Genomic DNA, 20,827 nt, shown 5'->3' on the forward strand with positions numbered 1-20,827 from the left:
AGACCCTTGGCCGTGTCGGCGGACGATCTGAGCGCCCCGCTGGGACAGAAACCTGCGCAAGTTAAGCGCCGGTTCCGGCTGCCCTTTACCGGCACCCAGGCCGCTGCAACGGCACTCGGCCTGCTGATGGTCGGCTTTGCCGGCGTCGCTGTCTTCCACAAGGATCCGATGGGTGGCGAGCCGGTCGCACGCGTTGCCATCAAGGCCCCCGAAACGGCACCCCAGAAGCCACCGAGCCCCCCGCCGGTCGATGTAAAGCATGGCATGCCGGATGTCGCCAGGATCGATGCGCCGGGCCAGAAGACGATCACCATCATCGATGGCTCCAGCGGCGCCCGGCAGAACGTGGTGGTCGCCACCGACGGGTCGGAAGGCGCAGCGCCCGACGCAGCGCCCGTCATGACCGGCATCGACCAGAAGCTGCTTGAACAATCCCGCTATGGCATGGTGCCCATTGCGGTGGGCGGCCTGAAGCCGGTCAATGTCTATGCCGCCGGCTCCGAGGCCGAGCGCACCAAGGCGATACGGACGCCGAGCATCGCCATCGTGATCGGCGGCCTCGGTGTCGGCGCCGCCAAGACCATCGAGGCCATCACCAAACTGCCGCCGGCCGTCACGCTCGCCTTCACGCCTTATGGCTCCGATCCCAGCAAGCTGGTCGAGCGCGCCCGCGCACAGCGCCACGAGATCCTGCTGCAGTTGCCGCTCGAACCATTTGACTATCCCGACAACGACCCCGGCCCGCAGACGCTGCTGGCATCCGCGACGCCCGAGCAGAACATCGACCGCATGATGTGGCATATGAGCCGCTTCCAGGGCTATGTCGGTATCGGCAACTTCATGGGCGCCCGCTTTATCGCCACCGACGCGGCCATGCAGGCGGTCGCGAAGGAGGCCAACAAGCGCGGTCTGGCACTGTTTGACGACGGATCGTCGTCGCGCAGCGTGGCGCCGGCCGCGGCCGAAGCATTGGGCATGCCGTTTGCGCGCGCCGATCTGACCATCGACGCCGCGCCGAATTCGGCCGAAATCGACAAGGCACTGGCGAAGCTGGAAGGTCTCGCAAAAGAACGGGGTCTCGCCGTCGGCGCGGCGTCCTCTTTGCCAATTTCAATCGAGAAGATAAGCACTTGGGCGAAAGCCCTGGAATCGCGGGGGATCATGCTGGTGCCATTGACAACCGCGATGCTGAAATCAAAATCTAGCTAGCGTTGGAGTTGGAGGCCTGCGGTTCGGACAGAGCGCGACACGGCCTCAGGGGGACGCATGGCGGCCGGCCCGGCCAGGAAGCAATGGAATGACGCGATACGAAGATCTGCCTTACCGAACCTGTGTCGGCGTCATGCTGCTCAACCCTCAGGGGCGCGTTTTCATCGGCCGCCGCGCGGGCGGTATCGAGCATGTGGACGACACCCATGTCTGGCAGATGCCGCAGGGTGGCGTCGATCCCGGCGAGGACACCTGGGAAGCCGCCAAGCGCGAGCTCTATGAGGAGACCAGCGTCAGATCCGTCGAGAAACTTGGCGAGGTGCCGGACTGGCTGATCTATGACATTCCGCGCACCGTCGCCGGTCGGGCCTGGAAGGGTCGCTATCGCGGCCAGCGGCAGCGCTGGTTCGCGCTCCGCTTCACCGGCAACGAGAGCGAGATCAATGTCGTGCAGCCGCCGCACGGCCACAAGGCCGAGTTCGTCAGCTGGCGCTGGGAGCCGATGAAAAACCTTCCGGAATTGATCGTGCCGTTCAAGCGGCCAGTCTATGAACGCGTGGTGAAGGAATTCGCCGGCCTCGCCGGCGATTGATGCTGTGACGACCGACTCCCGTCCCTATCGGCCCAATGTGGGCATCGCGCTGTTCAACGCTGGCGGCGAAGTTCTGATCGGCCGCCGGTTCAAGGATGACGGGCCGGAGATCGTCCTGCCCGGCCTCGAATGGCAGATGCCGCAAGGCGGTGTCGACCCGGACGAGGATTTTCGTGTCGCCGCGATGCGTGAATTGTGGGAGGAGACCGGGGTCTCGCACGCCGATTATCTCGGCGAAACCGGCTGGATGACCTACGACTTCATCCCGCATGACGATCCCACCCACCGCTTCGCGCAGTTTCGCGGCCAGCGGCAGAAATGGTTCGCGCTGCGTTTCACTGGCGCCGATGACGAGGTCGATCCGCTGACGCCCCGCAACGGACAGCCCGCGGAGTTCGACGCGTGGCGCTGGGAGCGCCTCGACCGCGTCGCCGATCTGGTGGTGCCGTTTCGGCGCGCGGTGTATCGGGCGGTGGCAACGGAATTCGCAAGGTTTGTCCAGCCGTAAAAAAGCCCCGGGATCGCTCCCGGGGCTTTTTATCTTTTCTAGTCGGACGCTTAGTGCATCGCCGTCGAGGTGATGTTCTGCTGGATTACCTTGAACTGATCAAGGCGCTCGATGGCACGGTCGAGGGCGTTACCTTCCTTCTCGCTGAGTTTCTCTTCCATCTCGGCGATATCCTTCGCAAAGGCTTCGCGATCGAGTTCGGCGAGCGAGGTGGCGACATCCGCCAGCACCGTCAAACCCTTTTCGGAGATTTCAGCGATACCGCCGAGCACGATGATTTTCTCATGCTTGCCACCGGTCGTGACGGTCATGATGCCTGGGCGCAGGGCGACCACAGCCGGCGCGTGGCCAGCCATCACGCCGACATCGCCCTCGGCGCCGGGAATGTCGACCTGCTCGACTTCGCCTGAGAAGGCGAGCTTTTCCGGCGAGACGAGATCGAAGTGGAAGGTGGCCATCGTAACAACTCTCTTGGCTGATTTCCGCGGGCAACGCCTGCGGTCGAGCAGTCAGAACATCGAAATCGCTGCCGGCTGAACCGGCAGCGATAACCTTTCGAACTTAAGCGGCTTCGGCAGCCAGCTTCTTGCCCTTCTCGACAGCTTCTTCGATCGTGCCGACCATGTAGAAGGCAGCTTCCGGCAGGTGATCGTACTTACCTTCCACCAAGCCCTTGAAGCCCTTGATGGTGTCGGCGAGGTCGACAAACTTGCCCGGCGAGCCGGTGAAGATTTCAGCGACGTGGAACGGCTGCGACATGAAGCGCTCGATCTTGCGGGCGCGGGCCACGGCCAGCTTGTCCTCTTCGGACAGTTCGTCCATGCCGAGAATGGCGATGATGTCCTGCAGCGCCTTGTAGCGCTGGAGCACCTGCTGAACCTGACGGGCGACCGCATAGTGCTCCTCGCCGACAACCAGCGGAGAGAGCATGCGCGAGGTCGAGTCGAGCGGGTCCACCGCCGGATAGATGCCCTTTTCGGCGATCGAGCGCGACAGCGTGGTGGTCGCGTCAAGATGCGCGAACGAAGCGGCCGGCGCCGGGTCGGTCAAGTCGTCGGCCGGCACGTAAATGGCCTGCACCGAGGTGATCGAACCCTTGGTAGTGGTGGTGATGCGTTCCTGCAGCGCGCCCATGTCGGTCGCGAGCGTCGGCTGATAACCCACCGCCGAAGGAATACGGCCGAGCAGCGCCGACACTTCCGAACCCGCCTGGGTGAAGCGGAAGATGTTGTCGACGAAGAACAGCACGTCCTGGCCCTTGTCGCGGAAGTCTTCTGCGATGGTCAGACCGGTGAGCGCGACGCGGGCGCGGGCGCCCGGCGGTTCATTCATCTGGCCGAACACGAGGGCGCACTTCGAGCCTTCGCCGCCGCCCTTCTTGTTCACATTGGACTCGATGAACTCGTGATAGAGGTCGTTACCTTCGCGGGTACGCTCGCCGACGCCGGCGAACACCGAGTAGCCACCGTGCGCCTTGGCGACGTTGTTGATCAGTTCCTGAATGAGAACGGTCTTGCCCACGCCGGCGCCGCCGAACAGGCCGATTTTGCCGCCCTTGGCGTAGGGAGCCAGCAGGTCGACGACCTTGATGCCGGTGACGAGAATTTCCGCTTCCGTGGACTGGTCGGTGTATTCCGGAGCCGCCGCGTGAATCGGGCGCTTGGTGTCGGACTTCACCGGGCCGGCTTCGTCGATCGGCTCGCCGATGACGTTGATGATGCGACCGAGGGTGCCTTCGCCCACCGGCACCGTGATCGGCTGGCCGGAGTCGGTGACTTCCTGACCACGGACCAGACCTTCGGTGGTGTCCATCGCGATGGCGCGGACGGTGGATTCGCCGAGATGCTGAGCGACTTCGAGCACCAGACGGTTGCCACCGTTCTTGGTCTCGAGTGAGTTCAGAATGGCGGGCAGGTGACCTTCGAACTGCACGTCGACGACGGCGCCGATGACCTGGGTGATGCGTCCGGTTTGGTTGGCAGAAGCCATGGAAACTATCTCCTTGAAGTACGCGGTTCGGCCTGCGGGGAGACCGGAAGTGTTGGGTTGTTTGTTAGACGGCCTCGGCGCCGGAAATGATTTCGATCAGTTCCTTCGTGATCTGCGCCTGACGGGTCCGGTTGTAGACGAGGGTCTGCTTGCGGATCATCTCGCCGGCGTTGCGGGTCGCGTTATCCATCGCGCTCATCTGCGCGCCGTAGAACGAGGCGTTGTTTTCCAGCAAGGCGCGGAAGACCTGTACCGCCAGGTTGCGCGGCAACAGACCGTTGAGGATTTCGTCTTCCGCCGGCTCGTAGTCGTAAACCGGGGTCGGGCCAGTGGTCTCGGCCTGTTTGGTGACTTCCAGCGGGATGATCTGCTGGGCGGTCGGAATCTGGGCGATGACCGACTTGAAGCGCGAATAGAACAGCGTGCAGACGTCGAACTCACCCGCTTCGAAGCGGGCGATCACCTTCTTGGCGATATCCTCGGCATTGACGAAGCCGAGTTGACGTACCGAGCGCAGCTCGATGTTCTCGATGATCTGCTTGTCGAACTGGCGGCGCAGTTGCTCATAGCCCTTGCGGCCGACGCAGAAAAACTTGACCGTCTTGCCCTGGGCCATCAGCGCCTGGGCGCGCTCGCGGGCGAGACGCACGATCGACGAGTTGAAGGCGCCGGACAGGCCGCGCTCGCCGGTACAAACCAGCAGCAGATGCGTCTTGTCGTTGCCATTGCCGACCAGCAGCTGCGGGCCGGAGCCTGCAGTCGAAGCGCCGGCGATCGACGCGATCACCGCATCCATCTTCTCGGCGTAGGGACGCGCGGCTTCAGCGGCGGTCTGCGCCCGGCGCAGCTTCGACGCCGCAACCATCTGCATCGCCTTGGTGATCTTCTGCGTCGCCTTCGTCGAGGCGATGCGAACGCGCATGTCTTTCAGTGAGGCCATTCTCAGTCCACCCCGGCAATCACGCCTTCAGGCGGATCGCGAACCTCTGGATCGTCATGCCCGGCCGTGTGCCGGACAGTTACATTTCAAATGCATTCCAACACATCGATGGCCGGGCGAGCCCGGCCATGACAGTCAGCGTTACGCGAAGGTCTTCGCGAAACCTTCGACCGCTGCCTTCAGCTTGGCGGCGGTGTCATCGCTGAGATCGCGGCTGTCGCGGATCGAGGCGAGGATGTCGGCGTTCTTGCCGCGCAGCAGCGACAGCAGACCGTCTTCGAAGGCGCGAACCTTGTTCAGCGGAAGCGCGTCGAGATAGCCGTTGGTACCGGCCCAGATCACGGCGACCTGCTCTTCCATCTTCAGCGGCGAGAACTGCGGCTGCTTCAGGAGTTCAGTCAGGCGCGAACCGCGGTTCAAGAGGCGCTGGGTCGAGGCGTCGAGGTCCGAGCCGAACTGCGCGAAGGCCGCCATTTCGCGGTACTGCGCGAGCTCACCCTTGATCTTGCCGGCGACCTTCTTCATCGCCTTGGTCTGCGCCGACGAACCGACGCGCGACACCGACAGACCGACGTTCACTGCCGGGCGGATACCCTGGAAGAACAGGTCGGTCTCAAGGAAGATCTGACCGTCGGTGATCGAAATCACGTTGGTCGGGATGTAGGCCGACACGTCGTTCGCCTGGGTTTCGATGACCGGGAGAGCGGTCAGCGAGCCATTGCCCTGCTCATCGTTCAGCTTCGCAGCGCGCTCGAGGAGACGCGAGTGAAGGTAGAACACGTCGCCCGGATAAGCTTCGCGGCCCGGCGGACGGCGCAGCAGCAGCGACATCTGGCGATAGGCGACCGCCTGCTTCGACAAGTCGTCATAGATGATGACGGCGTGCATGCCGTTGTCGCGGAAATACTCGCCCATGGTGCAGCCGGTGAACGGCGCCAGGTACTGCATCGGAGCCGGGTCCGACGCGGTCGCCGCGACGACGACCGAGTACTCCATCGCGCCCTGCTCTTCGAGCACCTTCACGAACTGGGCCACCGTCGAGCGCTTCTGACCGACCGCGACGTAAACGCAGTACAGTTTCTGACTTTCCGGAGCGCCGGCCACGTTGAGCGGCTTCTGGTTCAGGATGGTGTCGAGGGCGATCGCGGTCTTGCCGGTTTGGCGGTCGCCGATGATCAGCTCGCGCTGGCCGCGGCCAACCGGGATCAGGGCGTCGATCGACTTCAGGCCGGTCGCCATCGGCTCATGCACCGACTTGCGCGGAATGATGCCGGGCGCCTTGACGTCCACGCGCATGCGCTTCTCGGCCTGGATCGGGCCCTTGCCGTCGATCGGATTACCGAGCGCGTCGACGACCCGGCCGAGCAGACCCTTGCCGACCGGCGCGTCCACAATGGCGCGGGTGCGCTTGACGGTCTGACCTTCCTTAATTTCACGGTCGGCACCGAAAATAACGACGCCGACATTGTCGGTTTCGAGGTTCAGCGCCATACCGCGCGTGCCGTTCTCGAACTCGACCATTTCACCGGCCTGAACATTGTCGAGGCCGTAAACGCGGGCGATACCGTCACCGACGGACAGCACCTGACCGACTTCAGAAACCTCGGCTTCCTGGCCGAAATTCTTGATCTGATCCTTGAGGATTGCGGAAATTTCTGCGGCGCGGATGTCCATCAGCCTGCCTCTTTCATCGCGTGCTTGATCGAGTTGAGTTTGGTGCGAAGCGAACTATCGACCATGCGGCTGCCGAGTTTCACGACAAGCCCGCCGATGATGGACGGATCGACCTTCACGTTGAGCGCGACATCCTTGCCGGTCACTGACTTCAGTGCGGCCTTCAAGGCGTCGAGATTCTTGTCCGAGAGCGGCTCGGCCACAGTGACGTCTGCAGTAGCCTCGCCCTTGAACTTCGCGACCAGCGCGTTGAAGGCGCGGATCACGTCGCCCACCGCAAACAGGCGGCGATTGGCGGTCAGGACATTGAGAAAATTGGCAGTGATGCCGGAGATACCGGCCTTGGCGAGCACCGCACCGAGCGCCTTGCGCTGATCGTCGGCGGTGAACACCGGACTGCGAACGAGGCGAGCCAGATCGGCGCTCTCGCCCAGCAGTGCTGCAAACTTGTCGAGATCGGCCTTCACCGCATCGACGGATTTTTCGTCACGCGCCAGCTCGAACAGGGCTGTTGCGTAACGACCGGACACTCCCGAAACCGACGGATCTTCTGCTGCCACGAATTGTGCTCTTCAGGCTGTCAAATTCGCAAGGGGAGAACCAGCGCCGACCGGAAGGTCGCCAAGCGGCTCAAGTCCTTGGAATTCAAGCGGGACTTCGATTCTTGCGGCAGTGGCAGAGCGCCCCCGCCCGTTCAAATCGCGGCTTTGCTAGCATGGCGCGCACGGCCATGCAACGCGACGAAAGCGTTTGATGATGCCTTGTCGCAGCTACGGACGAAGAATCGTTTCAGAGGACCGCGCGGCGAAAAATTCGACGTCGGCAAAGCCAGTTTGCGCCACCTCGACATTACGCAACCTGAATTCCGCTCAGCGGCAGGTGAGTCCATTTTCATCGCCGAGGCAATTCACAACACGGTGCGCATCGGCAGAGCGCCAGGGCGCCGCCGACAGGTGCGATCGCCCGGCAGGCAGAGCCGGTCGTGGATGATTACTTAATGAATGCTTTCAGAACGAAAATATCACTTCGATATACAATAGTTGAAAGTATCTTTGAGTAATTAATTGAGTTAAAAATCAGTTAAACGCTCCCTTTTGCTATAAAGCCAGCCATCACAAGATATTTCATTGTGAAATGGAACAATTCCATCGCCCATTTTACGCCTCAATACGTCGTCAAATGCAGCCTCAGTGAAATCGGGACGGGGGTCCACTTGCCACGGTTGTGGCAATACTGTCTGAGGATTACGATATATGCTGCGTTACGGAAAGTCGGCATTGGGTTTTGTGACCCAGCCGCGCATGGCAGTGGCGCTAATTGCCGCCACTGTCGCTCTTGGGGGAACGGTGACGGAGGCTTCGGCCAAGTCCAAACACCGCCATCATCACAAGTATCACCATCATCACGCCGCCAAGACTGCGGCGCCCGCCTCGCCCTTCGAAGCCAATGCCTCGCTCGGCCCGTTCGCGCCGGCGGCTGAAGCGCCTGTCCGCACCGGCGGCCGCAGCTTTTCGGGCGTCGCCTCCTATTACGGCAATGAAGCAGGCAGCCGCACCGCGTCGGGCCAGCGCTTCAATCAGAATGCCATGACCGCCGCGCATCGTTCGCTGCCTTTCGGCACCAAGCTGCGCGTGACCCATGGCGGCCGCAGCGTCGTCGTCACCGTCAATGACCGTGGTCCGTTCATCAAAGGCCGTGTGCTCGACCTGTCCAAGGGTGCAGCGAGCGCCATCGGCCTGACCGGCCGCGGTGTCGGCAGAGTTGTTGCCGAAGTCATGTAAGAAGAACGAGCGTATCGCGTTCTGATCTTACGGGTTCAGTAGCGTTGCGTATGTATTGCGTAGAGTAGCGTTGAGTAAAAGAGCCTGCCGCCATCGAATGACGGCAGGCTTTTTTGTATCCTCTCCCTCATCCTGAGGAGCCGCGCAGCGGCGTCTCGAAGGATGGCCGCACACTCTGAGCCGGGCGAGCTCATGGTTCGAGACGGCGCTGCGCGCCTCCTCACCATGAGGGCCGAGCTTCGCGCTGAACACCAGACGTCGAACCGCATCGTGCGCCGATGCGACAACCGCGCATCGATGTTTGAAACGAAGGACAGATGATGCGCGCGAATGCCATCCGCCGAACCCTTGTCATTTTTTCATGCCTCGTCGCTTGCGGGCTGGTGCCAACCGGCGCCATAGCCCAGGCGCCGCAGCGCGTGGATGGCACCACGGTGACCATGACTCCGCCGACAGGCTTCGAGCCTGCCAAGGACTTTTCGGGCTTCGCCGATCGCAAGACCAAATCCAGCATCCTGATCGCCGAACTGCCGCCGGAGGCCTGGCCGCAACTCTCCAACCTGTTCGGCAACCTCCACACCGTGCGAGCAGGCTTCAAACAGAAGGGCATCGACGTTGCGACACTGGACAAGGTACCGACGGCGTCGGGCGAAGCCTTCCTCGCCAGCGGTACGCAAACGGTCGCAGATACCAAGCTCGCCAAATGGGTGGCATTGGCACGAGGCAGCCGCACCGTGATGATCACGATCCAGGCCATGCCGGCTGCAAAGCTCGACGATGCCACGGTCAAGGCGATGCTGAAGACGGTATCGCTCGGGGATGCGCCTTCGGTTGCCGACAAACTGGCCAGCCTGCCTTTCACGGTGACGCCGTCGGCACCGTTCCGCGTACTCGATGTGATGGCTGGCAGCACCGTGGCCATGACCGTCGGCGACAAGGACGTCGATCCGAAAGGTGAGCAGCCATTGCTGATCGTTTCCGCACAGATCGGCAACTCACCGGTGCTCAGCGAAGACCCCACCGTGATTGCCAGGACCCTGCTGCGCCAAACCAGGAATTTGGACAAGTCGACCATCGACAGCGAGAAGCGCGTATCATTCGGCGGCGTCAGCGACGCCGTGCTGCTGGAAGGCACGACCGACGGCGACAAGCGCTTCGTGCAGTATTTCGCGACCGGACCGAGCGGGCGTTTTGTACGGATGATCTCATATTTCGCCGCCGATCGCAGCGCGGAGCTCCGCCCGGCCATCGAGCAAATCGGGAAATCCGTTGCATTCAAATAGCGCAAACAAACTCTGCTCCTCAGAGGAGCCGCGCAGCGGCGTCTCGAAGGATGGCCGCAGACTGAGGAGCCCAGCCAGCTCATGGTTCGAGACGGCGCTATCAGCGGCGCAATTACGCCGCCAGGCCTCCTCACCTCAGCCTGAACGCAACTGCGTTCAGGCGGGAGGAACTGAGTTGTCAGGCTATGTTTTCCAAGCGCACCAATAAAAAAGGGCGGCCCGAACGGCCGCCCTTTTCTCATTCCTTCAAACTCAACCGATCAGTTCGGCTTCGCAGCCGGCTTGTCGCCGGCGGGCTTGTTGTCGTTCGACGGCTTGTCGGCCGGCTTGCTGGTGTCCTGCGCAGCCTTCACCTCCGGCTGGGTCACGGTGGCATTCGACGTCACCTTGATCCCGTGGAGCAGATCCGCCGCGGCCTTCAGTGCCTTGTCGTTCTTAGCATCCGGCGGCACGTAGGACTGCGAACCGGTCTTTTCGTCGCCATCGTTCTTCAGATGGCCGCGAAGTGAGGCTTCACCCTTAGTATCGGTGCGCGACTTCAGCTCATCCGGCACGTCCTGCACGATCTCGATATCCGGCACGATACCCTTCGCCTGGATCGACTTGCCCGACGGCGTGTAATAGCGCGCCGTGGTGAGGCGCAGCGCGCCATTGCCTGAACCGAGCGGGATGATGGTCTGCACCGAGCCCTTGCCGAACGAACGCGTGCCGAGAATGGTCGCACGCTTGTGATCCTGCAGCGCGCCGGCGACGATTTCCGACGCAGAAGCCGAACCGCCATTGATCAGCACCACCACCGGCTTGCCCTTGGTCAGGTCACCGTTATGCGCGGTGCGGCGCTGGGTTTCCTCGGCATTGCGGCCACGGGTCGAGACGATTTCACCGCGATCGAGGAACGCATCCGAGACAGTGACCGCTTCTTCCAGCAGGCCGCCCGGATTGTTGCGGAGATCGATGATGTAGCCCTTCACCTTGTCGGCACCGATTGCAGCGGTCTGCGCCGCGATCTCGCGCTTCAGACCTTCGGTGGTCTGCTCATTGAAGGTGGTGATGCGGATATAGGCGATGTCGTCGCTCTCGACCCGAGCGCGCACAGAACGGACCCGAATATTGTCACGCACCAGCGTGACATCGATCGGATTGTCCTGGCCCTTGCGGATAATCTTGAGTTTGATCTTGGTATTCACCGGGCCGCGCATCTTCTCGACCGCCTGGTTCAGGGTGAGACCCTGCACGGCTTCATCGTCGAGATTGGTGATGATGTCGTTGGCCATGATGCCGGCCTTCGAGGCAGGGGTATCGTCGATCGGCGACACCACCTTGATCAGGCCGTCCTCCATCGTGACTTCGATGCCGAGACCGCCGAACTCACCACGGGTCTGCACCTGCATGTCGCGGAAGCTTTTCGCATCCATGTAACTGGAATGCGGATCGAGACCGGTGAGCATGCCGGAGATCGCGGACTCGACCAACTTGCTGTCGTCCGGCTTCTCGACATAGTCGCTGCGGACGCGCTCGAACACATCACCGAACAAATTGAGCTGGCGATAGGTGTCGGAGGTAGCGGCGCGCGCACTGGTGCCCATGAATACCGCGCGTGGCTGAGTCACAAATAGCGTCAAGGCGGCGCCCGTGGCTGCACTCAGCAGAATAATCGAAGTCTTGCGCATCATCCGCGAACCTTTTCGCCTTCGTTAGCGGCCCACCAGGGGCCGGGGTCAATTGGAGTGCCGTCCTTACGGAACTCGATATACAGAACAGGCTGGCTGGCATTGGCTGTCGGTACCGGGCCTGCGAGCACGGAGGCTACCCGAGACGTCGACCCCATGACGGCGATCGGCTCCCCGGCGAGCACGAACTGACCAATGTTCACCGAAATTCGCTCCATCCCGGCGATCAGAACATGATATCCGCCCCCGGCATTGAGGATCAAGAGTTGTCCATAGCTGCGGAACGGTCCTGAATAGACGACCCAACCGTCACACGGAGTTGTGACCTGCGCGCCTGCCCGCGCCGCTACCGAGATGCCCTTTTCGACACCACCGACACCGTCCTGGGTGCCGTAGTTCCGTAAGCGGATTCCGTTCACCGGCATTGCCAGCATACCCTTGGCCGAAGCGAAGGCGATGGCCGGCGCCATACGGCCGGAGTTCTTCAGGGCATCGACATTCGGCTTGCCGTTGGCGAGATCGGCGGGCACGCCCTGCAAGCTCGCTGCTTGCGCGGCCTTCGCCGCCGCCTTGGATTCCTGCTCCATCTTGGCGACGAGCCCCTGCAGGCTGTCGACCTGGCGGGCCAAGGTCACCGCCCGGGCGTTTTCCGCATCCATGTCCTTCTCGACCGCAGCGAGCTGGCGCTGGCGTTCGCCGGTGAAGGAGGCGAGACGGGCTTGTTCTTCCTTGAGTTTGTCGCGATCGGCGGCGAGCTGATCGCGCTCGGCCGAAATCGCCTTGCGCAGATTCACCAGCTCGCCAAGGTCGGCGACGAGCTTCTCCGCACGTGCGCGCATATCCGGCACCACGGAGCCGAGCAGCATCGCCGTCCGCAGCGACTGCAGGGCGTCTTCGGGCCGCACGAGCAACGCCGGCGGAGCGCGACGACCGGCGCGCTGGAGCGCCGCCAGAACTTCCGCGATCTCGCCACGCCGCGAATCCAGCGAGGCTCGTATCTCGCGCTCACGACTATCCAGCGGACGCAGCCTCGCTTCGGCATCGTCGATCTTGGCTTCGACGCCGCGCACGCGTGCGGCGACATCAATCAGCTGCTGATTGAGCTTGCCGCGATCCTGACCGATGGCGGCAATGTCGGCCTTCAGCTTGGCCTGCAACTCCGCGGCCTTCTTCTGCTGCTCTCGCGCCGCTTCGAGTTCCTGCTCGCGCTGACGGATCAGATCGGTCGCCGGTGCGGCGGCTTCCTGCTGTTGCGGAGCTGGCGTCGTTTGCGCTCCGGCGGATTCGATACCGCCGCCCGCTAGTCCAGCCGACAGCAACATGACCGGAAACGACGCAGCACGTCGTCCGATATCACGGTGAGGAGGCCGCAGCGACAGCATCAAAGTTTCGAAAGCGCCTTTACACGCGATGATAAGGGTGGCCAGCGAGAATCGTGGCAGCCCGATAAACCTGTTCCAGGAGCATGACGCGAACCATCTGGTGCGGCCATGTCGCCGAGCCGAAGGCCATGGTGAATTTGGCTTTGCGCCGCAATTCAGGCGAAAGTCCGTCCGCGCCGCCGATGACAAAAACATAATGTGACACCGATTCGTCCCGTGCCTTGCCAAGATGGCGCGCGAAACTGGCGCTATCAATGCTCGAACCGCGTTCGTCCATGGTAACGAGGATGGATTTATCGGGAATCAGGGCCGCAATGGCTGTACCCTCCTCGGCCATCCGGGTCGCCGTATCGCGCGCCCGGCTTTCCGGAATTTCGTGGACCGTGAGACTGCGAAAGCCGAGCTTGCGGCCGATATCGTCGAATCGTTCGCGATAACGCTCGGCAAGCTCGCGCTCAGGACCTTGCTTGAGTTTGCCGATGGCAATGACGAGGAGATGCATGGGTATGACCTAACGCCAGCCCTCATCCTGAGGAGCGCGCTTTTGCGCGCGTCTCGAAGGATGTCCGCCAGCTCAAAGCCACGCGACCTCATGGTTCGAGACGCGCGCCAGCAGCGCGTTCCTCACCATAAGGGCGGAGTTAGACGGCCTTCAAACTCACCCGCTGTTCGTCCTGCGTGTTCTGCGCCCACAGCCGTTCGATATTGTAGAACTCACGGACTTCCGGCCTGAACACATGCAGGATCACTTCGCCGGTATCGATCAGCACCCAATCGGCATTGGTCATGCCTTCGATGTGCAGTTTCTTCTGCCCGGCTTCCTTCAGGCCCTTGGCGACGTTCTCGGCGATCGAACTGACATGGCGGTTCGAGCGGCCGGTGGTCACGACCAGGAAATCGGAAAATGCCGACTTGCCGCGCAGGTCGATGGTGACGGTCTCTTCCGCTTTCATGTCCTCGAGCCGCGCCATCACCAGATTGAGCGTTTCGGTCGCGCTGTCACGCACCACCTCGGCGGCTGCAGCCTTCTTCGGCGCGTCCTTCTTGGCGATCATGGCTTTGGTCGCGGTCGATTTGGCGGCTTTGGGAGCGGCGGCCTTTTTCGGCGCAGCAGCTTTCCTGGCTGGCGCCTTCTTCACGACCTTGTCGGCCGCAGTCTTTTCAACCGGAGCCTTCTTGGCGGAAACGGACTTCACCGAAACCTTCTTTTCGGACGAAGCGACGGCCGCTGACTGAACATTCTTGGACGGAGTCTTTTTGGAAGCGCCCGTCTTGGGCAATGAGGTGGCCAGGTGACCGTTCCTTTCACTATGAGGGATCGCCAGATCCGGCGCCCGGTTGATCCAATACGCATATGTGTTCGCCGGACTCACACGTCCAGCACGCAAACATACTAGCACGCCTCGCGGTTGCAGGGGGACTCAGCTTTTCCAGCTGCCGTCCGGGTTCCGCAGGCGCGTGGAGGACATGGTCAGTTTCAGGCCGGACAGGAACGTCCAGGCGGGCGGATTGCGCTCCGCCAGAGAGCCGGAATCGCCCTCTTTGACCCGAAAGCGCGCCAGAGCTTGCGGCGCCTGTGCGGCCAAAGCGCGGCAACCTTGCGACGCCGGACTGGGCGAGGCGCGGTCGATAACGGCGATCGGAATGCTGTCCGCAATCTGCTGCCATCGCCCCCAGCGGTGAAACTGGGCGAGATTGTCGGCTCCCATGATCCAGACGAAACGAGCTTGCGAGCATCGCCGGCGCAGATAGGTGACGGTATCGACGGTATAGCGTGTACCAATGACGCTTTCGAGACAACTGACGATGATCCGCGGATGATCGGCAACCCTGGCAGCCGCTTCGGCACGCTCTCTGAGAGCATGAAGATTACCGTTATATTTCAATGGATTACCTGGGGACACCAGCCACCAGACAACATCCAGCTGCAGCCGCTTCATGGAGAACAGCGTCGCGGCGCGATGGGCCGCATGGGGCGGATTGAACGACCCCCCCAGCAACCCGATTCGCAAACCCTCGCTGAGCGGCGGCAGGCCGTGCATGAAGACCGGTGATCGTGGCGCCCGCAGGCAATCCATCACGGCCGCGTCTGCCCGGTGCCGTGGACGCGATATTTGAAGCTGGTCAGCTGTTCGGCGCCGACGGGGCCGCGGGCGTGGAATTTGCCGGTGGCGATGCCGATTTCGGCGCCGAAGCCGAACTCGCCGCCATCGGCGAATTGGGTCGAGGCATTGTGCAGCACGATGGCGGAATCGACCTCATTGAGGAAGCGGGCCGCCACCGCATCGTCCTCGGTCACCACGGCATCGGTATGATGCGAGGAATGCGCGTGGATGTGCCCCAGCGCATCGTCGAGACCATCGACCACGCGCGCCGCAATGATCGCGTCCTCGTATTCGGTATCCCAATCCTCGGCGGTCGCAGGTTTCACGCGCGCATCCGCCTGCTGTACGGCATCATCGCCGCGCACCTCGCAGCCGGCGGCCAGCAGCATCTCCACCAGCGGCTTCAGATGCGTACCGGCCACAGCCTTGTCCACCAGCAGCGTCTCGGCGGCGCCGCAGACGCCCGGCCGGCGCATCTTGGCGTTCAGCACGATCGACTTCGCCATATCGAGCTTGGCGGCACGATCCACATAGACGTGATTGACGCCTTCGAGATGCGCGAACACCGGCACCCGCGCTTCCGCCTCGACACGGGCGACCAGGCTCTTGCCGCCGCGCGGCACGATCACATCGAGGCCGCCGTTCAGGCCGGTGAGCATCAGCCCCACCGCGGCGCGATCCCGCGTCGGCACCAGCGAGATTGCGGCCTCCGGCAATCCGGCTTCGCGCAGGCCCTGCACGAGGCATTCATGGATGGCGCGGCAGGAGCGGAAACTGTCGGAGCCGCCGCGCAAAATCACCGCATTGCCCGACTTCAGACACAGCACCCCGGCATCCGCCGCGACATTCGGCCGGCTCTCGAAAATCACGCCGACGACGCCCAGCGGCACGCGCACGCGCTCGATGAACATGCCGTTCGGCCGCTGCCAGCGCTCGCTCACGCGCCCGACGGGATCGGCGATGTCGTGGATGACACGGATGCCATCGGCCATCCCCTGCACGCGCGCGTCGGTCAAGGTCAGCCGGTCGATGAAGGCCGACGTCGCGCCATTGGCGCGGACTTCGGCCACATCCTCGGCATTGGCCGCCAAAATCGCCGCCGACCCCGCGCGGATCGCCGCTTCCATGGCCGCCAGCGCCCGGTTCTTCTGCGCGGTCGGCGCCACCGCAAGCACCCGTGCCGCCGCGCGGGCGCGGGCAGCGAGGTCGTTCATCAGAACCGGCAAATCGGCCGATCCGTCGATGGCTTTCAGCGAGGCGGTCATGGAAGGCTCGGGGGTCAAGATACGGAACTATCGACTCAAAATAGGAGGTCGAGTCCGGAAGGTCAAAGCTTGGGGTGCGAGAAGCAGCATCAGCAAGCGCCGGAAAACTGGTGCCGCAAACAGGACTCGAACCTGTGACCCCGTCATTACGAATGACGTGCTCTACCAACTGAGCTATTGCGGCGGACCAAGATCGCGATTCGGCTGGGAAGCCGGTCGCGCTGGGGCCTCTGATATCGCCCGCACCCCGGTTTTGCAAGGTGAGACTGGCGCTTGCGGCCATCCTTCGAGACGCCCGCTACACGGGCTCCTCAGGATGAGGGAAGGAGTATGGCGCCGTAGAAGACCCCCCGTGGTGAGGGGCCCGCGCAGCGGGCGTCTCGAACCATGCAGGCCGAGCACTGCCTCATTCGGTCTCAGCCGCCCCAGCGGCGCATGAAGCCGCGCCAGCCGCCCTGCTGCTGGCCGCCGTTCAACTCCGCGAATTCGTCACGATAGGGGTCTTCCTCGTCGACCCCGGGATCGTCCGGCGCGCGCGTGATGGGAATCACGGCGGGAATCGGCACTATCGGCTTGGCACCCTTGGCGATGTCGGCACGCTCGCGAAACAGCGGAACCGGGGCAGGTTCGGGCTTGGGCGACGGCGGGACATCGGCGGGCGGGGTTTCCGCGATCGGTTCCGGATCGGGCGCGGCCGGCGTAGCGGGCGTCAGGATGGGCTCGGGCGGCTTTTCGGCGATGGGCGTGGCCAGGCCGGGCTCGGCCAATGGCTGAACCGCCGGGCGCGGCATCGGCGGCGCCAGGACGGTTTCGCGCAGGATTTCGGCTTCCAGGGAGGCCAGCGGATCGGCCTCGCCGGACGGCAAGGCGGCCAGCGGTTCCTGCCACTGGAAGGCATCGATGCGGCCGGTGACCGGAGACACCGGGCGCCAGCGCTCCGAGACATAGCCGTCCGCCGTCCAGACCGGATCGTGACGAGCGCGGACGGCGCGCAGGGTCCAGGCGCGGGCACGGCCGCTGTCGCCATGTTCGGTACGCTCCAGCTCGGCCATCAGCATGGCGACGCGCTGGGTCGGCTCCGCGATGAACGGCGCCAGCGCATCGCGGGCCCGAGTGAATTCGGAGGCATCGATGGCCGCGCGGGCGATGGCGAGGGCGCCTTCCACATGGCCGGGCACCTTCGACGCCAGCGTCTCGACGCGAACGAGGCGCTGACGCGCGGAATCGCCGAGTTTCACGTGGGCATAGGCGTCGGCGAGATCGGGGTGCGGCTGCGCCAGCCATGCCGTTTCGATGATTTTCATGGCGCGGCGGATCTGATGCGCCTCGCTCTGAAACCGAGCGGCGAGCACGGCGGCCGGAATCAGCGTCGGCGCGAGGCGGACGGCTTCCATGGCGCTGTCACGGGAGAGGTCACGGTCTTTCGTCTCGGCATCGAGCGCACGGGCCGTGAGCAGTACGCCACGCTGGCGCCGATAGGCGGCGCGATCGATCAGGCCGGAGGACAGATTGTCATCGAGAATTCTCAACGCCCCGGTCCAGTCGGACTGGGCGCAGCGGAAGCCGAGCACCGCCTGCGCGGCCCATGTCGAATTCGGCGCGAGCTTCAGGGCTTCCTCCGCCAGAGCCACGGCGCTGTGCGGATCGTCGCTGCGCTGGGCCTCGATAAAGAGACCGCGCAGGCCGAGCAGGCGGGTGTCCTGCCGCTCCGCCATCGCCTGAAACGCCCGATGTGCACCGGCGCGATCGCCGTCGAGCTGGGCGGATTGCGCATGCAGCAGCAGCGCGAGGGGATCATCCGAGGACAGACGCCGGGCGACGCCGGCATGGCGCCTGGCGACGGCGCTATCGCCCTGACCGATGGCGAGCAGGCCTTGCGTCACGGCATGACGCCCGCGCGCCTGACGCTTGTTGCGGCGATGACGGCGATAGCGCGCAGGCGCCCGCCAAAGGCTGAAGATCAGCCACACCACCAGCATGCCGGCGACGATCACCAGGCCGAGCACCAGCACAAAGACCGGCAGCGACGTCGACAGCGTCCAGCCGCCCCAGGAGAGCACGACATCGCCGGTCTGGTCGGCCACCCATGCGGCGCCGAAAGCCAGCAGCGCGATCAGGATGAGGAAGGCAACGATACGGATCATCGGGGACTCACGGCGCCGGTTTGGAGAGCGCCGCCATCGCGTCGGCTGCGAATTGGCGGGAGGCTGCCAGCGCCGCATCGCGCGCGGCGAGCCTATCAAGCCACGGCTGCACAGCCGTGCGATCCGAAGGCGTGAGGGTGAGCAGTTCGCGCCTCGCGGCGGCGACATCGTTGCTGCGGGCCGCGGCAGTGACGCGCGCGACGGCCCCGTGATTGCCGCCGCCGACCGTATCGGTGCGCTCGATGCGCACGAGCTTTGCGGCGCCGGCCTGCAGGCGATCGAGGAGGCCGGTGTTCGACGCCGCCGTTTCGCTTTGCGCCGGTGCGAGTTTCGGCAGCAGCGCGAGCAATTCGCGGCTCAGCGCAGCGTCTCCGGGCACGCCGGACGCGGCGAAGGCATCGAGCGGCTTGAGCACAGCCGAATCGGCCGCGAGGGGTTTCACCGCGGCGAGGGCGGCGGCATAGGGCTCGCCCTGCCGCACGGACGCATCGAGCAACGACGCGGCGACGGTCCGGCGCAATGCGGTGTCATCGACGGGCTTTGCACTCTGCTGTTCGGCAGAGGATTTCAGATCGCCGGCGGTGCGCTCGATGGCGTTCAGGCGCTCGGTGATCGGTGCGAGATCGACAACGGCGGCTGCGGGGCGCGGGGCGGATTTGAGCGTGTTGATCTCGGCACTGGCACGATCCGCTTGCGTCCTGGCAGCAGCGAGATCGCTGCGCAACGCGGCGATCGATTTTTCCAGCCCGTCGATGCGGGTGGCGAGGCTGGTGTCCGGCTTCGGCAGCGGGCGCGCTTCGAGCTCGGCGACGCGCGCCGCCAGTGCGTCATGCGCGGAGTGATCCGCCGGCGTCATGCCGGTGAGCGCAATCCATGCGGCACCGGCGACAACCGCGCCGGCCACGGCACCTGCAGCAATGGGCAGCACCAGAGTCGATGTTTTCCGCGGCGGCGAGACAGCCTCATCTGCAGCGGGCTCGGCAGCGAAAGGCGGCATGTCGGAAGGCGACGTATCGTGATCGGACGCGTCCGGCCGCGGCGCGTCCGAAGATGGCGCGGCGGGCTCTTCGCTCGCTTTGGGCCGTTCCGTCACATTGGTGGCGGCGAGTTCGAGGGTCGGCGGCTGGCGCCTGGGCCGGCCGGCATTTGGAACCGATCCTGTCTCATTGTCATCGGCCATGATGCAGTCCCTCGTGAGTCACACCGCCCCCTTAGCAGAGATTGGGTGGCCTCTCTGTTAACGCCGGTTTTTAGAGCAAGTTTGTCGCCCCTTCTGTCCCGGACGCGATGCGGCACGAAGTGCCGCTTCGCAGAGCCGGGACCGCAACAAACTCCGGCGCCTGGTACGGTCCCGGTTCTGCGAAGCAGCGCAAGAGCGCTGCATCGCGCCCGGGACAATGACCAAGAACCGGTTTTTAGCGCGCATTTGGCGGGATGGCACGCGTGAGCGTGGCGAATAGGGCATCTTCGTTCGGCGCCGCGGCGGCCATGACATTTGTCGCACCCGTGTCATGGGCGATTTTCGCCACCGCGTCGGACAGGCAGAGATGCGGGATTGCCAGCGCGGAAATCTCGACGCCGGCAAGGCCCACGGCCTGGAAAAAAGCACGGGCGCTGCGACGGGAATAATGCAGGACGGCCTCGATCCGGCCGGAGGCGAAGGCGGCGATCACGTCATCAGGCAGGTCCGTGACCGGCGCCATGCGGTAGGTGGTGTGGGTCACGACCTCGAAACCGCGTGTGCCGAGTTCGCCGGCGAGATCGCGGGAGAGATCGGCACCGGCGAGATAGAGCAGCGGTTTGACCGCCTGCGCCCGCGCCGTCAGCAGCGCGCACAGGTCAAGGGCGTCGCCGCCGGCGGAGATGACATCGCGGAAACCGGCATCCAGCGCGGCCTGCGCGGTGCGGTCGCCGACGGCAAAGACGGGCAGGCGGAACAGGCTTTGGGCGCCGGGCTGGTCGGCAAGGCCGCGCAGGGCATTGGCCGAGGTCACGATCACGGCGCCGAAACCGGCGTCCGCATCGAGCGAAACCAAGACTTTTTCGAAGCGGAGCATCGGCGCCGGGAGGCCGACATAGCCCTGCGCGCGCAAGGCTGCGACGGTGCGGGCATTGTCCGGCTGCGGGCGGGTGACGAGAATGGCCATGGAAACGATCTTTATTGGTGCACGGTCAGATCCGAAAACCGGCCCCGCTTTTCGGGATCGTGCACGTGGTTTCGGAATGATTGCGCCTGCCGACCCCGCAGTGCTAGGCCGGAGCCAGCAGAAACCGATATTTCGCTG

General features: G+C 63.9%; 19 protein-coding genes and 1 tRNA gene. 5 read left to right on the forward strand and 15 right to left on the reverse strand.

Translation table 11 applies throughout. The features are described 5' to 3' along the window. The first annotated feature begins 6 nt into the window (after positions 1-6). The 3 genes from E0H22_RS00950 to E0H22_RS00960 all read left to right on the forward strand — a co-directional run bounded on the left by E0H22_RS00950 (position 7) and on the right by E0H22_RS00960 (position 2,309). Positions 7-1,209 (forward strand): divergent polysaccharide deacetylase family protein, encoded by a 1,203-nt coding sequence (locus tag E0H22_RS00950; RefSeq protein WP_233023917.1) that lies wholly within the window; start codon positions 7-9, stop codon positions 1,207-1,209. An 88-nt stretch (positions 1,210-1,297) separates the two neighbouring features. After that, on the forward strand, positions 1,298-1,801 hold the full coding sequence (locus E0H22_RS00955) for an RNA pyrophosphohydrolase (protein ID WP_233023918.1): 504 nt from the start codon (positions 1,298-1,300) through the stop codon (positions 1,799-1,801). Between the two features lie 4 nt (positions 1,802-1,805). Next, positions 1,806-2,309, forward strand: a complete 504-nt coding sequence (locus E0H22_RS00960) for an RNA pyrophosphohydrolase (protein ID WP_233023919.1) — start codon at positions 1,806-1,808, stop codon at positions 2,307-2,309. A gap of 50 nt (positions 2,310-2,359) precedes the next feature. Here the strand turns inward: E0H22_RS00960 and E0H22_RS00965 are convergent, their stop codons facing one another. The 5 genes from E0H22_RS00965 to E0H22_RS00985 form a co-directional block, all read right to left on the reverse strand. Further along, a complete protein-coding gene (locus E0H22_RS00965; RefSeq protein ID WP_233023920.1) occupies positions 2,360-2,767 on the reverse strand; it encodes a F0F1 ATP synthase subunit epsilon in 408 nt (135 codons plus the stop codon). Positions 2,768-2,870: 103 nt separating this feature from the next. Next, positions 2,871-4,298 carry a F0F1 ATP synthase subunit beta gene (gene atpD, locus E0H22_RS00970; protein ID WP_233023921.1) on the reverse strand — a complete coding sequence of 476 codons (1,428 nt, stop codon included), beginning with the start codon at positions 4,296-4,298 and terminating at the stop codon, positions 2,871-2,873. A 64-nt stretch (positions 4,299-4,362) separates the two neighbouring features. Then, positions 4,363-5,238 (reverse strand): F0F1 ATP synthase subunit gamma, encoded by an 876-nt coding sequence (locus E0H22_RS00975; RefSeq protein WP_233023922.1) that lies wholly within the window; start codon positions 5,236-5,238, stop codon positions 4,363-4,365. A 141-nt stretch (positions 5,239-5,379) separates the two neighbouring features. After that, positions 5,380-6,912, reverse strand: a complete 1,533-nt coding sequence (gene atpA, locus E0H22_RS00980) for a F0F1 ATP synthase subunit alpha (protein ID WP_233023923.1) — start codon at positions 6,910-6,912, stop codon at positions 5,380-5,382. Beyond that, a complete protein-coding gene (locus tag E0H22_RS00985; protein ID WP_233023924.1) occupies positions 6,912-7,472 on the reverse strand; it encodes a F0F1 ATP synthase subunit delta in 561 nt (186 codons plus the stop codon). The genes atpA and E0H22_RS00985 overlap by 1 nt, the downstream gene beginning before the upstream one ends. A 693-nt stretch (positions 7,473-8,165) precedes the next feature. Here E0H22_RS00985 and E0H22_RS00990 point away from each other — a divergent pair. Continuing rightward, positions 8,166-8,693: a septal ring lytic transglycosylase RlpA family protein gene (locus E0H22_RS00990; protein ID WP_233023925.1), complete on the forward strand. Its 528-nt coding sequence runs from the start codon at positions 8,166-8,168 to the stop codon at positions 8,691-8,693. Between the two features lie 317 nt (positions 8,694-9,010). Further along, positions 9,011-9,976: a hypothetical protein gene (locus E0H22_RS00995; RefSeq protein ID WP_233023926.1), complete on the forward strand. Its 966-nt coding sequence runs from the start codon at positions 9,011-9,013 to the stop codon at positions 9,974-9,976. A 260-nt stretch (positions 9,977-10,236) separates the two neighbouring features. Here the strand turns inward: E0H22_RS00995 and E0H22_RS01000 are convergent, their stop codons facing one another. The 10 genes from E0H22_RS01000 to E0H22_RS01045 form a co-directional block, all read right to left on the reverse strand. Beyond that, a complete protein-coding gene (locus E0H22_RS01000) occupies positions 10,237-11,649 on the reverse strand; it encodes a S41 family peptidase (protein WP_233023927.1) in 1,413 nt (470 codons plus the stop codon). Continuing rightward, positions 11,646-13,028: a murein hydrolase activator EnvC family protein gene (locus E0H22_RS01005; protein ID WP_430715197.1), complete on the reverse strand. Its 1,383-nt coding sequence runs from the start codon at positions 13,026-13,028 to the stop codon at positions 11,646-11,648. The genes E0H22_RS01000 and E0H22_RS01005 overlap by 4 nt, the downstream gene beginning before the upstream one ends. 19 nt (positions 13,029-13,047) lie before the next feature. Beyond that, the gene (rlmH, locus tag E0H22_RS01010) at positions 13,048-13,530 is read right to left on the reverse strand and encodes a 23S rRNA (pseudouridine(1915)-N(3))-methyltransferase RlmH (RefSeq protein WP_233023929.1); all 483 of its coding nucleotides are present in this window, start codon (positions 13,528-13,530) and stop codon (positions 13,048-13,050) included. Positions 13,531-13,669: 139 nt separating this feature from the next. Continuing rightward, on the reverse strand, positions 13,670-14,083 hold the full coding sequence (gene rsfS, locus E0H22_RS01015) for a ribosome silencing factor (protein ID WP_430715255.1): 414 nt from the start codon (positions 14,081-14,083) through the stop codon (positions 13,670-13,672). A gap of 366 nt (positions 14,084-14,449) precedes the next feature. After that, on the reverse strand, positions 14,450-15,040 hold the full coding sequence (locus E0H22_RS01020; RefSeq protein ID WP_233026587.1) for a nicotinate-nucleotide adenylyltransferase: 591 nt from the start codon (positions 15,038-15,040) through the stop codon (positions 14,450-14,452). Between the two features lie 65 nt (positions 15,041-15,105). Next, the gene (locus tag E0H22_RS01025; RefSeq protein WP_233023930.1) at positions 15,106-16,398 is read right to left on the reverse strand and encodes a glutamate-5-semialdehyde dehydrogenase; all 1,293 of its coding nucleotides are present in this window, start codon (positions 16,396-16,398) and stop codon (positions 15,106-15,108) included. Positions 16,399-16,506: 108 nt separating this feature from the next. Then, positions 16,507-16,582, reverse strand: a tRNA-Thr gene (locus tag E0H22_RS01030). Positions 16,583-16,814: 232 nt separating this feature from the next. Continuing rightward, complete coding sequence (locus E0H22_RS01035) at positions 16,815-18,542, reverse strand: heme biosynthesis protein HemY (RefSeq protein WP_233023931.1); 1,728 nt, start codon at positions 18,540-18,542, stop codon at positions 16,815-16,817. Between the two features lie 7 nt (positions 18,543-18,549). Then, on the reverse strand, positions 18,550-19,722 hold the full coding sequence (locus E0H22_RS01040) for a COG4223 family protein (protein ID WP_233023932.1): 1,173 nt from the start codon (positions 19,720-19,722) through the stop codon (positions 18,550-18,552). A gap of 235 nt (positions 19,723-19,957) precedes the next feature. Continuing rightward, positions 19,958-20,689, reverse strand: coding sequence for a uroporphyrinogen-III synthase (locus tag E0H22_RS01045; protein WP_233023933.1), 732 nt, complete (start codon positions 20,687-20,689; stop codon positions 19,958-19,960). Between the last annotated feature and the right edge of the window lie 138 nt (positions 20,690-20,827).

The organism is Rhodopseudomonas boonkerdii, assembly GCF_021184025.1.
GTDB lineage: Bacteria > Pseudomonadota > Alphaproteobacteria > Rhizobiales > Xanthobacteraceae > Tardiphaga > Tardiphaga boonkerdii.

Coding starts and splice junctions, on each gene's coding strand:
- E0H22_RS00955 (WP_233023918.1), top strand. CDS start 1,298: ATGACGCGATACGAAGATCTGCCTTACCGAACCTGTGTCGGCGTCATG.
- E0H22_RS00965 (WP_233023920.1), bottom strand. CDS start 2,767: ATGGCCACCTTCCACTTCGATCTCGTCTCGCCGGAAAAGCTCGCCTTC.
- atpD (WP_233023921.1), bottom strand. CDS start 4,298: ATGGCTTCTGCCAACCAAACCGGACGCATCACCCAGGTCATCGGCGCC.
- E0H22_RS00975 (WP_233023922.1), bottom strand. CDS start 5,238: ATGGCCTCACTGAAAGACATGCGCGTTCGCATCGCCTCGACGAAGGCG.
- atpA (WP_233023923.1), bottom strand. CDS start 6,912: ATGGACATCCGCGCCGCAGAAATTTCCGCAATCCTCAAGGATCAGATC.
- E0H22_RS00990 (WP_233023925.1), top strand. CDS start 8,166: ATGCTGCGTTACGGAAAGTCGGCATTGGGTTTTGTGACCCAGCCGCGC.
- E0H22_RS00995 (WP_233023926.1), top strand. CDS start 9,011: ATGATGCGCGCGAATGCCATCCGCCGAACCCTTGTCATTTTTTCATGC.
- E0H22_RS01000 (WP_233023927.1), bottom strand. CDS start 11,649: ATGATGCGCAAGACTTCGATTATTCTGCTGAGTGCAGCCACGGGCGCC.
- E0H22_RS01005 (WP_430715197.1), bottom strand. CDS start 13,028: ATGCTGTCGCTGCGGCCTCCTCACCGTGATATCGGACGACGTGCTGCG.
- rlmH (WP_233023929.1), bottom strand. CDS start 13,530: ATGCATCTCCTCGTCATTGCCATCGGCAAACTCAAGCAAGGTCCTGAG.
- rsfS (WP_430715255.1), bottom strand. CDS start 14,083: ATGATCGCCAAGAAGGACGCGCCGAAGAAGGCTGCAGCCGCCGAGGTG.
- E0H22_RS01025 (WP_233023930.1), bottom strand. CDS start 16,398: ATGACCGCCTCGCTGAAAGCCATCGACGGATCGGCCGATTTGCCGGTT.
- E0H22_RS01035 (WP_233023931.1), bottom strand. CDS start 18,542: ATGATCCGTATCGTTGCCTTCCTCATCCTGATCGCGCTGCTGGCTTTC.
- E0H22_RS01040 (WP_233023932.1), bottom strand. CDS start 19,722: ATGGCCGATGACAATGAGACAGGATCGGTTCCAAATGCCGGCCGGCCC.
- E0H22_RS01045 (WP_233023933.1), bottom strand. CDS start 20,689: ATGGCCATTCTCGTCACCCGCCCGCAGCCGGACAATGCCCGCACCGTC.